This window comes from Kineococcus rugosus, assembly GCF_050871975.1.
Lineage (GTDB): Bacteria > Actinomycetota > Actinomycetes > Actinomycetales > Kineococcaceae > Kineococcus.
On the sequence record NZ_JBJLSJ010000016.1, the window covers coordinates 1 to 14,907 of the forward strand.

Annotated in this window: 14 protein-coding genes; 8 read left to right on the plus strand and 6 right to left on the minus strand. The window is 74.6% G+C overall.

Annotated features, from left to right (window positions below):
* Nucleotides 1-6: 6 nt before the first annotated feature.
* Both ACRYM6_RS10905 and ACRYM6_RS10910 read right to left on the minus strand, forming a co-directional pair.
* The gene (locus ACRYM6_RS10905) at nucleotides 7-975 is read right to left on the minus strand and encodes an FAD-binding oxidoreductase (protein WP_432542894.1); all 969 of its coding nucleotides are present in this window, start codon (nucleotides 973-975) and stop codon (nucleotides 7-9) included.
* Nucleotides 972-1,241: a helix-turn-helix domain-containing protein gene (locus tag ACRYM6_RS10910; protein ID WP_432542895.1), complete on the minus strand. Its 270-nt coding sequence runs from the start codon at nucleotides 1,239-1,241 to the stop codon at nucleotides 972-974. The genes ACRYM6_RS10905 and ACRYM6_RS10910 overlap by 4 nt, the downstream gene beginning before the upstream one ends.
* Before the next feature lie 63 nt (nucleotides 1,242-1,304).
* On the opposite strand from ACRYM6_RS10910, the gene map reads away from it, so the two are divergent.
* A complete protein-coding gene (gene map, locus ACRYM6_RS10915) occupies nucleotides 1,305-2,072 on the plus strand; it encodes a type I methionyl aminopeptidase (RefSeq protein ID WP_432542896.1) in 768 nt (255 codons plus the stop codon).
* 3 nt (nucleotides 2,073-2,075) lie between these two features.
* Here map and ACRYM6_RS10920 read toward each other — a convergent pair whose 3' ends face one another.
* Nucleotides 2,076-2,951, minus strand: coding sequence for a MurR/RpiR family transcriptional regulator (locus ACRYM6_RS10920; RefSeq protein WP_432542897.1), 876 nt, complete (start codon nucleotides 2,949-2,951; stop codon nucleotides 2,076-2,078).
* A 96-nt stretch (nucleotides 2,952-3,047) separates the two neighbouring features.
* Between ACRYM6_RS10920 and ACRYM6_RS10925 the strand changes: the two genes are divergently transcribed.
* A complete protein-coding gene (locus ACRYM6_RS10925; protein WP_432542898.1) occupies nucleotides 3,048-4,088 on the plus strand; it encodes an SIS domain-containing protein in 1,041 nt (346 codons plus the stop codon).
* Nucleotides 4,085-5,179, plus strand: coding sequence for an N-acetylglucosamine-6-phosphate deacetylase (nagA, locus tag ACRYM6_RS10930; RefSeq protein WP_432542899.1), 1,095 nt, complete (start codon nucleotides 4,085-4,087; stop codon nucleotides 5,177-5,179). The genes ACRYM6_RS10925 and nagA overlap by 4 nt, the downstream gene beginning before the upstream one ends.
* 46 nt (nucleotides 5,180-5,225) lie before the next feature.
* On the opposite strand, the gene ACRYM6_RS10935 is transcribed toward nagA, so the two are convergent.
* Complete coding sequence (locus ACRYM6_RS10935; RefSeq protein ID WP_432542900.1) at nucleotides 5,226-6,737, minus strand: APC family permease; 1,512 nt, start codon at nucleotides 6,735-6,737, stop codon at nucleotides 5,226-5,228.
* Between the two features lie 158 nt (nucleotides 6,738-6,895).
* Between ACRYM6_RS10935 and ACRYM6_RS10940 the strand changes: the two genes are divergently transcribed.
* The 4 genes from ACRYM6_RS10940 to ACRYM6_RS10955 all read left to right on the plus strand — a co-directional run bounded on the left by ACRYM6_RS10940 (nucleotide 6,896) and on the right by ACRYM6_RS10955 (nucleotide 11,780).
* On the plus strand, nucleotides 6,896-8,884 hold the full coding sequence (locus ACRYM6_RS10940; RefSeq protein ID WP_432542901.1) for a primary-amine oxidase: 1,989 nt from the start codon (nucleotides 6,896-6,898) through the stop codon (nucleotides 8,882-8,884).
* Complete coding sequence (locus tag ACRYM6_RS10945) at nucleotides 8,884-10,320, plus strand: gamma-aminobutyraldehyde dehydrogenase (protein WP_432542902.1); 1,437 nt, start codon at nucleotides 8,884-8,886, stop codon at nucleotides 10,318-10,320. Before ACRYM6_RS10940 ends, ACRYM6_RS10945 begins: the two co-directional genes overlap by 1 nt.
* Nucleotides 10,321-10,340: 20 nt before the next feature.
* Nucleotides 10,341-10,829: an Lrp/AsnC family transcriptional regulator gene (locus ACRYM6_RS10950; RefSeq protein ID WP_432542903.1), complete on the plus strand. Its 489-nt coding sequence runs from the start codon at nucleotides 10,341-10,343 to the stop codon at nucleotides 10,827-10,829.
* A 144-nt stretch (nucleotides 10,830-10,973) separates the two neighbouring features.
* Nucleotides 10,974-11,780 carry a hypothetical protein gene (locus tag ACRYM6_RS10955; protein WP_432542904.1) on the plus strand — a complete coding sequence of 269 codons (807 nt, stop codon included), beginning with the start codon at nucleotides 10,974-10,976 and terminating at the stop codon, nucleotides 11,778-11,780.
* An 18-nt stretch (nucleotides 11,781-11,798) separates the two neighbouring features.
* Here the strand turns inward: ACRYM6_RS10955 and ACRYM6_RS10960 are convergent, their stop codons facing one another.
* Both ACRYM6_RS10960 and ACRYM6_RS10965 read right to left on the minus strand, forming a co-directional pair.
* The gene (locus ACRYM6_RS10960; protein ID WP_432542905.1) at nucleotides 11,799-12,104 is read right to left on the minus strand and encodes a GNAT family N-acetyltransferase; all 306 of its coding nucleotides are present in this window, start codon (nucleotides 12,102-12,104) and stop codon (nucleotides 11,799-11,801) included.
* Nucleotides 12,105-12,143: 39 nt separating this feature from the next.
* Nucleotides 12,144-13,070 (minus strand): DUF5996 family protein, encoded by a 927-nt coding sequence (locus tag ACRYM6_RS10965; RefSeq protein ID WP_432542906.1) that lies wholly within the window; start codon nucleotides 13,068-13,070, stop codon nucleotides 12,144-12,146.
* A 156-nt stretch (nucleotides 13,071-13,226) separates the two neighbouring features.
* Here ACRYM6_RS10965 and ACRYM6_RS10970 point away from each other — a divergent pair, with 156 nt between their 5' ends.
* Nucleotides 13,227-14,822 carry a methyl-accepting chemotaxis protein gene (locus tag ACRYM6_RS10970; RefSeq protein WP_432542907.1) on the plus strand — a complete coding sequence of 532 codons (1,596 nt, stop codon included), beginning with the start codon at nucleotides 13,227-13,229 and terminating at the stop codon, nucleotides 14,820-14,822.
* Nucleotides 14,823-14,907: the final 85 nt, after the last annotated feature.

Consider the following 14,907-nt stretch of genomic DNA (forward strand, 5'->3'; position numbering starts at 1 on the left):
AAAAATTCACACGACCCCGGACGCTGCCGCGGCGGGCGGCGGGGCGCGCCGTGGGGCGCGCAGGCCCGCGGCCCCGGCCGGCCCCGCCCCCCCCCCCCCCCCCGTCGCCGAGCGGCCGACGACCTCGCCGACGGCCTCGATCTCGGCGCCCGCGCCCCGGCCGTCGCACTGCACGACGAGCACCGCCCCGCCCAGCGAGCGCAGCGAGGAGCCGCGGGCGGCGTCGATCGCCTCCAGCGTCACCGCGTCGACCAGTTCCAGCACCGACGGCTGCAGCCGCGCCGCGGTGATGGCCGAGGCGGCCGCGGCGGCGGTCACGACGTCGTCGAAGTGCGCCGCGAGGGTGGCGACCTCGGCCGGGCGCGGGCGCAGGCGCACGGTCGCGCCGACGACGACCGCGAGCGTCCCCTCGGACCCGACGACCAGGCCGGTCAGGTCGTACCCGGCGACCCCCTTGACGGTCTGGCGGCCGGTGCGGACGCGGCGGCCGTCGGCCAGCACCAGGTCCAGGCCCAGGACGGCCTCGCGCGTCACGCCGTACTTGGCGCAGCGCAGGCCACCGGCGTTCGTCGCGATGTTCCCGCCGATCGTGGAGATCGCCGCGCTGGCGGGGTCGGGGGCGTAGAACAGGCCGTGCTCGGCGGCGGCGGCGTCGAGGTCGGCGGTCAGGACGCCCGGTTCGACGACCGCGACCTGGTCGTCGGGCCGCAGCTGCAGGATGCGGTCCATCCCCGACAGGTCCAGGACGACCTCGCCGGCGTGGGCGCTGGCCCCGGCCGCGAGCCCGGTGCCGGCGCCGCGGGTGACGACGGGGGTGCGGTGCTCGCTGGCCCAGCGCAGGGTCCGCACGACGTCCTCGACGTCGCGGGCCCGCACGACGCCGTCGGGCGGGGTGGCGGGGACGTGCCCGGACCGGTCGGTCGCGACGGCCGCGCGGGAGGCGGAGTCGGTCAGCAGGCCGGTGAGCGGGTTCACGCGGCTCCCTCGGCGGCGGGTGCCGGTGGGGTGCAGTGCTCGACGACGGCGGCCAGCGGCAGGTCCAGGGCCTCGGCGAGGGCGACGACGGTGAAGAACGCCGGGGTGGGGACGCGGCCGGCCTCGATCTTGCGCAGCGTCTCGGCGGGCACGCCGGAGCGGGCGGAGACCTGGGGGACGGTGAGGTCGCCGCGGGCGGTGCGCAGCAGTTCGCCCAGGCGTCGCCCTCGGGCGCGGACCTCTTCGGGCAGCGGTGGCCGGACCATGACGTGATACTAATACCGGGACAACAATACCGGTATAGGTATACCGACTGGGAGGAGAGCACCGTGGTGGAACTCAAGACGCCCGGCGAGGTCGAGGCCATGCGCGCGGCCGGCCGCGTCGTCGCGCAGGCCCTGGCCGCCGTCCGCGCCCACGCCGCCCCCGGCGTCCGGCTCGACGAGCTCGACGCCGTCGCCCGCGAGGTGATCTTCGGCGCGGGCGCCACCTCGCCCTTCTTGAACTACCAGCCCCGCTTCGCCGACACCCCGTTCCCCGGCGTCATCTGCGCCTCCGTCAACGACGCCGTCCTGCACGGCATCCCCGGGCCCTACGCCCTGCGCGACGGCGACCTGCTCAGCGTCGACTGCGGCGCCGTCCTCGACGGCTGGGCCGGTGACTCCGCCACCACCTTCAGCGTCGGCACCCCCCGCCCCGGCGACCCCGAGTTCGTCGCCGCCACCAAGGAGGCGCTCGCGGCCGGGATCGCCGCCGCCGTGCCGGGGAACCGCGTCGGTGACGTCTCCGCCGCCATCGGCGCCGTCGGCCGGCGGCACGGGTGCGGGGTGAACACCGAGTTCGGCGGCCACGGCGTCGGCCGGACCATGCACGAGGACCCCTCGGTGCCCAACGACGGCCGCGCCGGGCGCGGGATGGTGCTCAAGCCCGGCCTCGTCATCGCGATCGAACCCTGGTTCACCGCCGGCGGGAACCCCGAGTACCGCACCGACGACGACGGCTGGACGATGCGCAGCGTCGACGGCAGCCAGGGCGCCCACGAGGAGCACACCGTCGCCGTCACCGCCGACGGGCCGGTGGTCCTCACCCTGCCCTGACGGTCAGCCGCGGCGGCCGGTCCGGGGTTCCTCGACGGCCTCCAGGGTGCGCCGCAGGGTGTCGCTGGCCGACCCGCCCAGCCGCTGCACCAGCGCCACGTACAGGCAGTCCAGCACCAGGGCCGTCCCGGCGCGGCTGGCCATCGCCCCCGCGCGGTAGGCGGTCTCGCGCCCGGTGGCGAGGAGGACGTGGTCGGCGCCGGAGGCCAGCGGGGAACCGGGCGAGCTCGTCACGGCCACGACCGCGGCCCCGCGGGCGCGGGCGCGCCGGGCCGCCGTGACGACGTCCGGGGTGGTCCCGGAGTGGCTGACCACGACGGCGGCGTCCCCGGCCCGCAGGGTCTCCGAGCTCACCAGGGCCGCGTGCCCCTCGGTGCGCAGCCGCGTCAGCACCCCGACCCGGACGGCCTTGTGGTCGAAGTCGGCGGCCAGCGACGCCGAGACGCCCAGGCCGTAGCAGTCGACGACGCGAGCGGCGCGCAGGTCGTCCGCCGCCGCGGCCAGGGCGGTCAGGTCCAGCGTCCGGGCGGTCGCGGTGACGGCCTCGCTCTCCAGGGCCGCCAGGGTCGTGACGACGTCGGCGAGGTCGGCGGGGTCCTCCAGGGACCCGGTGAGCAGCGCCGCCGGCTCGGGGACCGGCCCGGCGGCGGCCAGCGCGAGCCGCAGCTGCGGGTAGCCGGCGAAACCCAGCGAGCGGGCGGTGCGCACGACGGTCGCCTCGCTGGTGCCGGTGCGGGCGGCGAGGTCGGTGACGGTCAGCTGGGCGGCCGCGGCGGGGTCCTCCAGCAGGGCGGTCAGGACGCGGGCGCCCGAGGCCGTGGCCGCCGGGAGGGCGGCGAGCAGGTGCGCGCGCAGGGAGGCGGGGTCGGGGGTGGGCACGGGAGCTCCGTCCGGCGAAGGGTCTGGCGAGAACTTTCACGCGCCGCTACGGTCGTGTCAACTTCCTTCATCCCCGCACCGACGTCAGGAGCCCCCGTGAGCACCCCCCGAGGTCACCTCGTCCGTTCCGAGATCGCCGAGCAGCCCGCGGTCGCCGACCGCGTCCTCACCGCCGCCGGCGGCGAGGTCGCCCGCGTCGCCGCCCTGCTGCGCGAGGCCGCGCCCCGCACCGTGCTGCTGACCGCCCGCGGCACCAGCGACCACGCCGCCCTCTACGCCAAGTACCTGCTGGAGGTCGGCCTCGGACTGCCCTGCGGCCTGACCTCCACCTCCACCCTCACCGTCTACGGCGCCACCCCCGACCTGCGCGGCGTCCTGTGGATCAGCGTCAGCCAGTCCGGCGGGTCCCCCGACCTCGTCGAGTCCACCGCCGCCGCCCGCCGCGCCGGCGCGATCACCCTCGCCGTCACCAACAACCCGTCCTCCCCGCTGGCGCAGGCCGCCGAGCACCACCTCGACGTGCACGCCGGCCCCGAGCTCGCCGTCGCCGCCACCAAGAGCTACACCGCCCAGCTGCTCACCCTCTGGCTGCTCGTGACCACCTGGCGCGGCGGCGACCTCACCCCCGCGAAGGACGTCCCGCGGTTCCTCGACCAGGCCGTCCACGCCGACGACGTCCCCGACGTCGCCGCCCGCTACCGGTTCGTCGACCGCCTCGTCCTGACCGCCCGCGGCTACTCCTACCCCACCGCCCGCGAGGCGGCGCTCAAGCTCATGGAGACGTCCTACCTGTCGGCCCAGGCGTTCTCCGCCGCCGACCTCATGCACGGCCCCCTCGCCATGGTCGACGCCGACCGGCCCGTCATCGCCGTCGTCCCCGAGGGCAGGGGAGGGGAGGCCGTCGCCCCCGTCCTGGCCGCCCTGCACGAGCGCGGCGCCGACGTCTGCGCCGTCGCGCCCCCGGGCCTGGCCCCCGAGGCCACCGTCCGGCTTGCGCTGCCCCCGGGCATGCCGGAGGACCTCGCCCCCGTCGTGCAGATCGTCCCCCTGCAGCGGCTCGCGCTGGAGATGGCCGTCGCCCGCGGGCTGGACCCCGACGCCCCCCGCGGGCTGCGCAAGGTCACGGAGACCCGGTGAGCGTCCTGGCCCGCGGCACCGTCCGCACCGGCACCCGCGTCCTGACCGACGGCTGGGCGCTGCTGCGCGGGGCCGAGGTCGTGCAGGTCGGCACCGGCCCCGCCCCCGCCGCCGACGAGACCGTCACCGGCGCCCACGTCGTCCCCGGGTTCGTCGACGTCCACTGCCACGGCGGGGGCGGGGCGAGCTTCGGCGGGTCCGTCGAGGACGCCCTCACCGTCGCCCGCACCCACCGCGCGCACGGCACGACCACCCTCGTCGCCAGCCTCGTCACCCGGCCCCTCGACGAGCTCGCCGCGACCCTCGACGTCTACCGCGACCTCGTCACCGACGGCGTCCTGGCCGGCGTCCACCTCGAGGGCCCCTGGCTCAGCCCCGCCCACCACGGCGCCCACGACCCCGCCCTGCTGCGCGAGCCCGACCCCGCCGACCTCGACCGGCTGCTGGGCACCGGGCTGGTCCGCGTCGTCACCATCGCCCCCGAGCTGCCCGGCGGGCTCGCCGCCGTGCAGCGGATCGCCGGGGCCGGGGCGGTCGCCGCCGTCGGGCACACCGACGCCGACGCCGACCTCGCCGGCCGCGCCGTCGACGCCGGCGCCCGCGCGGCCACCCACCTGTTCAACGCCATGCCGCCCCTGCACCACCGCGCCCCCGGGCCCGTCGCGGCCCTGCTCGACGACGACCGCGTCACCGTCGAGCTCATCGCCGACGGCGTCCACCTGCACCCGCTCGTCGTGGCGCTCGCCGCCCGCCGGGCCGGCCGGGGCCGCGTCGCGCTCGTCACCGACGCGATGGCCGCCACCGGTGCGGACGACGGCCGCTACCGGCTCGGCGGCCTCGACGTCGACGTCGAGGACGGGGTGGCGCGGCTGACCGGGTCGTCGACGATCGCCGGCAGCACCCTCACGCAGGACCAGGCCCTGCGGGTCGCCGTGGGGGCCGGTGTCGACCTCGACGACGCGCTCGCGGCGCTCACCGCGGCACCCGCGCGGCTGCTCGGCCGCGCCGACGTCGGGCACCTCGAACCGGGTGCCCGCGGCGGGGCGGTCGTCCTCGCCGACGACCTGACCGTGCGCCGCGTCCTGGCCTGAACGAGCGCGGGGCCCGGACCCCGTGGGTCCGGACCCCGCTGGTCCCTCAGAGCCCGCCGATGGGCGGCTCGCCCGTCTCCGGCACGAGGATCGGCGTGTCCGCGTCGAGGGTCTCGCCGCGGAAGAACGCCGTCAGCCGCGTCGCGCACAGCAGCATCAGCGGGACGCCCAGCACGAGCATGCCGACGCCGATGACGAACACCCCGCCGAGCGGGCCGAACGTGGTGAACCCGTACTCGGGGTCGAGCATGTCGACGCTGCTCTGGACGAACGCCCACAGCATCCCGAGGCCGCCGAGGGCGGGCAGCAGGCCGCGCAGCAGGAAGTCGCGGGCCGAGCGGGTCAGCGTGCGGCGGAAGTACCAGATGCACGAGAACGCGGTGATGCCGTAGTAGAACGCCACGGCCAGGCCGAGGGAGGCGATCGAGTCCTGCAGCGCGTTCTGGCTCACCAGGCTGAGGACGACGTAGAACCCCACCGCGGCGGCGCCCATCACGACCGTCCCGAAGGACGGTGTCTTGAACCGGGGGTGGACCTTCGCGAACCGCTGCGGCAGCGCGCCGTAGACCGCCATCGACAGGGTCCCGCGGGCCGTGGGCAGGATCGTGGTCTGGGTGGAGGACGCGGCGGAGATCGCGACGGTCACCAGCAGCAGGCCGGACAGGACCGCACCGCCGACCGGCTCGCCCAGCGTGGACAGGACGTCGTCGGCGTTGTCGGGGTTGTTCAGCCCGATGCCCGTCGTCCCGAAACCGGCGTAGGCCTGCACGGCGACGGCGACGAGGACGTACGTCACGACGAGGATCACGGTGGCCAGCAGCGCGGCGCGCCCGGGGGTCCGGTCGGCGTCCTTCGTCTCCTCGGTGACGGCCAGGCACGCGTCCCAGCCCCAGTAGATGAAGATGCACAGGATGACGGCCTCGGCCATCGCCGAACCGCTCACCCCGGCCGGGGAGAACCACTCCCACGACGGCCGCACGGCCTGGTCGCCGGCGCCGCCGGTGTAGACGAGGTAGAGGGCGCCCACGGAGATGACCCCGAGGACGACGAACTGCACGATGATCAGGACGTTCTGCAGCCGCTCGGAGATGATGATCCCGCGGTAGCTGACCCAGGTCATGCCGACGATGAACACGAGCCCGAGGGCCGTGCGCAGCAGCAGGTCCTCGGCCGCGCCGTCGAGGCCGAGGAAGCGCAGGGTGTAGACCGCGGAGATCTCCGCGACGTTGGCGAGCACGATGATGGCCGAGACGGCCACGCCCCAGCCGCCCATCCAGCCGACCCACGGGCCGAACGCCTTGGTGCCCCAGGTGAACGTCGTGCCGCAGTCGGGGGCGGCGCGGTTGAGCTCCCGGTAGGCGATCGCGACGAGGAGCATGGGGACGAACGCGACGAGGAACATCGCCGGGGCCTTGTCGTGCACCGCCAGCACGACGTACCCGAGGGTCGCGGCGAGGCTGTAGACGGGGGCGGTGGCGCCCAGGCCGATCACGGTGTTGCCCCACAGGCCCAGGGCGCCGTTCTCGAGGCCCTTGCCGGTGGCCGGGGCGGGGGTCATGTCGGGAGGGTGGTCGGTACGTGCCATCGGATCTCCTGCGTGTCAGGGCGGTTCAGAACCGGAGGACACTACCAGCGGACGATGTGGAATCATGGAATCCGTCGTCGGATGCCCCGTTGGCGACGGAAACCGAAGACCGGCCTTGCTGATCGCCGCGCTTGCCGTCAGACTGGCCGCTCACGCCACCGTCGACGGAAGAGGTCCCCGTGCCCGCGCACCCCCTGGCCCCGCTGGTCGCGCAGGAGTTCCGCCGCAACCTCGAGGTCCTGCGGGCCGACGGGCGGCTGACGCCCACGACGCGCTTCGCCGGGGTGGCCCTCGACGAGCCCCCCAAGGCGCGGGTGCGGGCGTGGCGGCCGGGGGACCCGGTGCCCCGGCGGGCGCGCTCGATCCTGTGGGACCGGGCCGACGGCCGGACCTCCGAGAGCGTCGTCGACCTCGTCGCCGGGACGGTCGAGCGGTTCGACCACCTGCCCGGGGTCACCCCGAACTTCACCCTCGACGAGTTCCACGAGGCCGAGCGGGCCCTGAAGGCCGAGCCGCGGGTCGTCGCCGCGCTGGCCGCGCGCGGCATCACCGACCTCGACCTCGTCCTGCTCGACACCTGGACCTACGGCGCCGCCGTCATGCCGCAGCGGTGGCGGGACCGCCGGATCGGCTGGGTCGACGTCTGGCGGCGCGGCACCCCCGACGGCAACCCCTACGCCCACCCGGTGAGCGGGCTGAAGTTCGTCGTCGACATGGCGACCTACGAGCTCCTCGACGTCGAGGACGGGCCCGTCGTCCCCGACGCCGCCACGCAGGGGGAGTACCTGCCGTCGCTGCTGGACCTCGAACCCCGCGACCACCTGCGGCCGCTGGAGATCACCCAGCCCGACGGCCCGTCCTTCACGGTCACCGACGACGGCGAGCTGCGCTGGGCGAACTGGTCGGTGCGGCTCGGGTTCACCCACCGCGAGGGCCTGGTCCTGCACCAGCTCGCCTGGGTGCAGGAGACGGACGGGGGCACCGAGCGCCGCGAGATCGGCTACCGGCTCTCGTTCGCCGAGATGGTCGTGCCCTACCGCGACCCGTCCTTCGAGCACCGCCGCCGCACCGCCTACGACATCGGCGAGTGGGGGCTGGGCTACATGACCACCTCCCTGGAACTGGGCTGCGACTGCCTCGGCGAGATCCGCTACCTCGACGCCGTGCTCACCGACTCCCGCGGGGAGCCGTACGTCGTCCCGCAGGCGGTCTGCCTGCACGAGGAGGACGACGCGGTGCTGTGGAAGCACGTCGACGAGCGGTCCGGGGCGCAGGTCCGCCGGTCCCGCCGGATGGTGGTCTCCTTCCACGCCACCGTCGCGAACTACGAGTACCTCGTGTACTGGCGGCTGTACCTCGACGGCTCGATCGAGTGCGAGGTCCGCGCCACCGGGATCATGGTGACGACGCCGATCGCGCCGGGGGAACCGGCCCCGGCCACCGGGACCCTCGTCGACGAGCGCACCTACGCCCCGATCCACCAGCACTTCCTGGTGGCCCGGCTCGACCTCGACGTCGACGGCCCGCACGGCACCGTCCACGAGGTCGACAGCCACGTCGTGCCCACCGGCCCCGACAACCCGCACGGGCTCGCGGTGACGACGACGTCGACGCCGATCCGCTCCGAGCGGGAGGCCGGCCGCGACGTCGACCAGCAGCGGCAGCGCGTCTGGAAGGTCACCAGCACGCGCCGCACGAACGCGTGGGGGAACCCGACGGCGTACAAGCTCCTGACGCCCGACGCGATCCCGCACCTGTTCGCCCCCGACGCCCCGCAGTTCCTGCGGGCCCCCGTCATCGGGCACGACGTGTGGGTGACGCGCCACCACGACGACGAGCTGTGGCCCGCCGGGGACCACCCCACGCAGAGCGAGCAGGACCTCGGCATGACCCGGTGGATCGCCGACGACGAACCCCTGGAGGACACCGACGTCGTGCTGTGGCACGTGTTCGGGATCCACCACGTGCCCCGGCCGGAGGACTGGCCCGTCATGCCGTCCGACGCCGTCCGGTTCCGCCTCGCCCCCGCGGGGTTCTTCGACCGGAACCCCGCCCTGGACCTGCCGGAACCACCGCCGGCGCACTGCCACCGACCACCCACCGGAGGGAAGAAGAACTGATGGAGACGCTCCTCAACGTCGTGGACGGCGAGTCCGTCCCGGCCTCCGACGGCCGCACCAGCGACGTCGTCGACCCCTCGACCGGGACCGTGTACGCCACGGCCCCGCTGTCGTCCCCCGAGGACGTCCAGTCCGCCTACGCCGCCGCGTCGTCGGCGTTCACGTCGTGGGGGCGCACCACCCCCGCCGAGCGGCAGAAGTTCCTGCTGGACCTCGCCGACGCGATCGAGGACCGCGCCGAGGAGTTCATCGCGGCGGAGGTGAAGAACACCGGCAAGCCCGTCGCGCTGACCCGCAGCGAGGAGATCCCGCCCGCGGTGGACCAGCTGCGGTTCTTCGCCGGCGCCGCCCGCGTCCTGGAGGGCCGCTCGGCCGGGGAGTACCTGGCCGGTCACACCTCCTGGGTGCGGCGCGAGCCCATCGGCGTCGTCGGCCAGGTCACGCCGTGGAACTACCCGTTCATGATGGCGATCTGGAAGATCGGCCCGGCGCTGGCGGCGGGGAACACGGTGGTGCTCAAGCCGTCGGACACCACGCCGGCCTCCACGGTGCTGCTGGGCAGGATCGCGAACGAGATCCTGCCCCCGGGGGTCCTGAACGTCGTGTGCGGTGACCGGGACACCGGCCGGGCGCTGGTGGAGCACCCGACGCCCGGGCTCGTCGCGATCACCGGGTCGATCCGGGCCGGGATGCAGGTCGCGGAGTCGGCCTCCAAGGACGTCAAGCGGGTCCACCTCGAACTCGGCGGCAAGGCGCCGGTCGTGGTGTTCGACGACGCCGACGTCGCCGCGGCCGCCGAGGCCATCGCCGGGGCGGGGTACTTCAACGCGGGGCAGGACTGCACGGCCGCGACCCGGGTCCTGGCCGCGCCGCGGGTGCACGACGACTTCGTCGCGGCGCTGGCCGAGCAGGCCCGGAACACCAGGATCGGCCTGCCCGACGACGCCGACGCCGCGCTGGGCCCGGTGAACAACGCCAACCAGCTCGCCCACGTCTCCGGTTTCGTCGACCGGCTGCCCGACCACGCGGTGCTGGGTGCCGGCGGCTCGCGCGGCACCGGGGAACTGGCGGACGGCTTCTACTACCAGCCCACCGTGGTCTCGGGGCTGAAGCAGGACGACGAGGCCGTGCAGAACGAGATCTTCGGGCCGGTCATCACGGTGCAGCGTTTCACCGACGAGGACGAGGCGCTGCGCTGGGCGAACGGCACGAGGTACGGCCTGGCCTCCAGCGTGTGGACGAAGGACTTCGGCCGGGCGATGCGGATGTCGGCGGCGCTGGACTTCGGGTGCGTGTGGATCAACACCCACATCCCGCTGGTGGCCGAGATGCCGCACGGGGGTTTCAAGCAGTCGGGGTACGGCAAGGACCTGTCGATGTACGGGTTCGAGGACTACACCCGGGTCAAGCACGTCATGGCCAACCTCGACTCCTGAGACCGGCGATCGGGGGCGGGGTGCGGACTAGGATCCTGCGGGTGCCGAACCGTCACCCCGCTCCCGCCCTCGACGACGTCTCCAAGCGGATCATCGAGGTGCTGCAGGAGGACGGGCGGATGTCGTACGCCGCCATCGGCAAGGCCGTCGGGTTGTCCGAGGCCGCCGTCCGCCAGCGCGTCCAGCGGCTGCTGGACGGCGGCGTCATGCAGATCGTCGCGGTGACCGACCCGTTGCAGGTGGGTTTCTCCCGGCAGGCCATGGTCGGCATCCGGGCCGAGGGGGACACCCGCGTCGTGGCCGACCGGCTGGTCGAACTGCCCGAGATCGACTACGTCGTCGTGACCGCCGGTTCCTTCGACGTCCTCGTGGAGGTCGTCTGCGAGGACGACGACGGCCTGCTGGAGCTCATCAACGACAAGATCCGCTCCATCCCCGGCGTCGTCGCCACCGAGACGTTCGTCTACCTGAAGCTGCGCAAGCAGCTCTACAACTGGGGGACGCGCTGACGTCGCCGGGGCCGGGGGCTGGGCCGAACGGGTGAGCGGCCGGCGGTGAGCCCGTCGTCACGCGTTGTGCCGGGAGCGTGGTGGGGGGAGGATCGGGGTGCGCCGGAGCTGAGCACCCCGGCCCCGGACCCGCGAGGAGGCGGCGTGCACGCGACGACGGTGGGATTCTCCGGTTCGGGTGCCTCGCGGCGGGCGCTGCGGTGGGCCGTCCAGGACTGCGCCGCGGCGGACCGCCCGCTGCACGTGCTGCTCGGCCCGGGAGCCGGGCACACCGACCTCGACGCCGTGCTCGCCGAGGAGCTGCTGCGCGTCCCCGGCCGCGAACCCCGGGTCGACGTGACCCTCACCACCGACGACGTCGCCCACGCCCTGCTGGCGGCCTCCGCGCGCAGCGACCTCCTCGTGCTCGGCTGCGGCCGCGGGCTCACGCCCGTCGGGCCGGGGACCGGGGAGGTCCTCGGTGCCGTGCTGCCGCGCTGCCCCGTGCCGGTCGTCCTCGTGGGCCCGCGAGCCGTGCTCACCGCCACCCGACGGGTGCTGGTGGTGTCCTCCGAGGAGCGGGCCGTGGCCGACTGGGCCGTCGACCACGGCCGGGACCTGCCGCTGCGGCTGCTGACGACGTGGCAGGCCGCCGGCCCGGGGGAGGCGGAGCGCCGCCACGCGCACCTCGAGGCCGCCGGCCACCACCACGTCGCCCGGGCCCGCCTGTCGTCGGCCGGGCACCGCCCCGTCCACGCCGACGTGGTGGAGGGCGCCGCGGCCGACGTCGTGCCGCAGCGGCTGGTCGTCGGCGACCTCGTCGTGGTGGCCGGTGGGGCCGAGGCCGCCCTGCCCGTGCGGGCCCTGCGCGCGCCCCTCGTGGTCGTCCCGCCCGGCGGGCGGAGCGGCCGGGACGAGCGGGACGAGGTCGTCGACCTGCGCGACCGGGTCGCCGTCGGGTCCGCGCGGTGACCGCCGGCCGGTCCCGGTTCAGTCGGTGGCGGTGCTCACCGGGGCGTTGAACTGCAGGTCGGCGTAGTCCGGGTGGCGCTGGATCCACCCCTTGATGAAGGGGCACAGCGGCATGACCGTCAGGCCGCGGGCCCGGGCGTCGTCGAGGGCGAACCGCGCCAGCGCGCCGCCCACCCCGCGCCCCTCGTGGGCGGGGTCGACCTCGGTGTGCGTGAAGACGATCATCCGGTCCGCGAGCACGTAGGCCGCGAGACCGATCCGCGAGCCCCCTGCGTGGGCTTCGTACCGCTTCTCGGCGGCGTGGTGCGTGACGGTGATCTCCATGTCGTCCTTCGTCCGTCCTCTCCGGGCGGGTGGTGGCGGTCAGCGGAGGTGGTCCCAGCGGGCCGGGTCGTCCTCGAGGGCCGCGCGGTCCCACCGCCCGTGGTCGGCGGCGGCCGCGTAGGTGCTCTGGAGGAAGTCCATCAGCGTGCGGTCGGGGTCGGCGGAGCGGCGCACGACCTCGTAGGGCAGCAGGTACTGCCGGTTCGCGGTGCTGTAGCGGGCGCCCTCCGGCTGCACGGGGTGGGTGGCGAACCCGTCGGGCTCGGGGTAGGCGTAGGCGTAGAAGGCGCCTTCCTCACCCCCACCGGGCCAGAAGCCGCAACTGCTGAGTTCGCGGGAGTAGCCCTCCGCCATGACCCAGTCGCCGCAGTTCGGCGCCCCGCCGGGGTGGGTCGGGGCCCCGCGGCCGGAGAAGCGGGTGCAGGCCAGGTCCATGGCTCCCCAGAAGAAGTGGACGGGGCTGACCTTGCCGACGAAGTGGGAGCGGAACCTCCCCATCACGCGGTCGGCCTGCAGCAGTTGCCGCCAGAACGCGTTCACCGCCCGCGGGTCGTAGGTGGCGTGCTCGTGGTCCTCGGCGAAGGGGATGGCGGGGTCCACCTCGTTCGGGGTGGCCCGGATGCCGGTGTGGACGCCGAGGTCGCCCAGGGCGGCCGCGACCTCCTCGTAGAACTGCGCGGTGGGTTTCGACTCCAGCGCCACGGTCCGCGAACGGCCGCTGCTGGACCGGGCGGTCAGGTGGTGGTCGATGAAGTCGAACTCGAGGTCGAAGACCCCGTTCCCGTGCGGCACGGCGGAGGTGGTCAGGCCCCGGGGGCTGACGTAGAGGGTGGCCTGCCACCAGTGGTTGACCAGCGGGGCGTGGGCCAGCCGCACCTTGCCGACGATCTGGGTCCACATGTGCAGGGTGTCGCGGGTGGGGGTCCAGTCGTCCACCCGCAGGGCGGGCCACGCCGTCTCGGCCACCGGTCGGACCACTGGGTCGCCGGACGCGGTCATCTGATCTCCCGGGAGGATCACGTCGGTGGTCGGGGTCCGGTCGATCCTAGACCCGCGGTGATCGAGGCGACACGTGTCTGTCAATCCCCTCAAGACCGGGGCGGCGGGGCCGATGTCTAGAAGGTGCTCACCCACCTGCGGAACCTGAACGTCGCGTCCAAGCTCTTCGCCGGCTTCGGCGTCGTCTGCCTGCTCCTGGCCGTCGTCGTCGGCCTGGGGATCAACCGGCTGGGGTCGGCCCAGGCCAACCTGGACCGCATGTCGACCGCCGGGGTGGGGTCGGCCCAGCACCTCAGCGACGTCCGCGCCGCGTACCTGCAGGTGCGCATGGACATCACCAACGCCGCGCTGGCCATGACGCCCGCCGACATCGAGGCCAACGTCCAGGCGATGGAGGCCACCGACGGCGTCCTCGACGAGGCGTGGGAGGCCTACCGGGCGGGCGACCCGGGCGCGGACGCGGCGGACCAGAAGACGTTCCAGGACCTCCTGGCCCAGTACCGCGGCGAGCGCGAGGAACTCGTCACCCTGGCCCGGGCCCAGGACATCGACGGCTACATCGCGCACCGCCAGACCACCGTCGCCCCGACCGCGAAGCAGATCACCGAGACCCTCGACGCCCTGGACGCGGGTGAGGCCGCGGCCGCGGAGGACCTGGTCGCCGACGGTGCGGCCGACTACGAGTCCGCGGTGACGCTGCTGCTGGTCATCGGCGCCCTGGCCCTGGTCGTGGCCGTCGTGGTCGCCACCGTCGTGGCCCGCTCGGTCGCCGGTCCGCTGGCCAAGGTGCTGACCGTGGTGCGCGGGCTGGCCGAGGGCCGCCTGGACCACCGCGTCGGCATCCAGACCAAGGACGAGGTCGGCCAGCTGGCCGCGGCCGTGGACACCACCATGGACCGCCTGACCGACACGGTGCGCCGCATCGCCGGCAACGCCACCACCCTGGCCGCCTCCAGCGAGGAACTGACCACCGTCGCCACCCAGCTGTCCTCCGGCGCCGAGGAAGCCTCCACCCAGGCCCAGGTCGTCTCCGCCGCCACCGAGGAGATCAGCGCCAACATCGGCACCGTCGCCGCGGCCGGGGACCAGATGAGCTCGGCGATCCGCGAGATCGCCACCTCCACCGCCGAAGCCTCCTCCACCGCCGCCTCGGCGGTCTCGGCGGCCGGGGCGGCCGGGGACACCCTGGAACGGCTGTCGGCCTCCTCCCGCGAGATCGGTGAGGTCGTCAAGCTGATCACCTCCATCGCCGAGCAGACCAACCTGCTGGCGCTGAACGCGACCATCGAGGCCGCCCGGGCCGGGGAGATGGGCAAGGGCTTCGCGGTGGTGGCCGGTGAGGTGAAGGAACTGGCCCAGCAGACCGCGCGGGCGACCGAGGAGATCATCTCCAAGGTCGACGCCACCCAGGCCGACGCCACCGCCGCCGCCGGTGCGCTGACCGAGATCACCGAGGTCATCGCCCGCATCGACGGGCTGCAGGCCACCATCGCCGCGGCGGTGGAGGAGCAGTCGGCGACCACGTCGGAGATGGTCCGCAACGTCACCGAGGTCTCCACCGGCTCCCAGGAGATCGCGAGCAACATCTCCGGCATCGCGGCCGCCTCGGACCAGACCACCGCCGGGGCCACCCACACCGCGACCACCGCCGCCGACGTCTCCCGCTCGGCGGCGGAGCTGAACGAACTGGTCGCCACCTTCACCCTGCCCCGCGCCTGAGGACCCCGTCGGCGGGGCCGGGTGAGGGAACCCCGGCCCCGCCGACGGCGCACCGCTGACCCGTTCGGCATGATCGTCGGGTGCC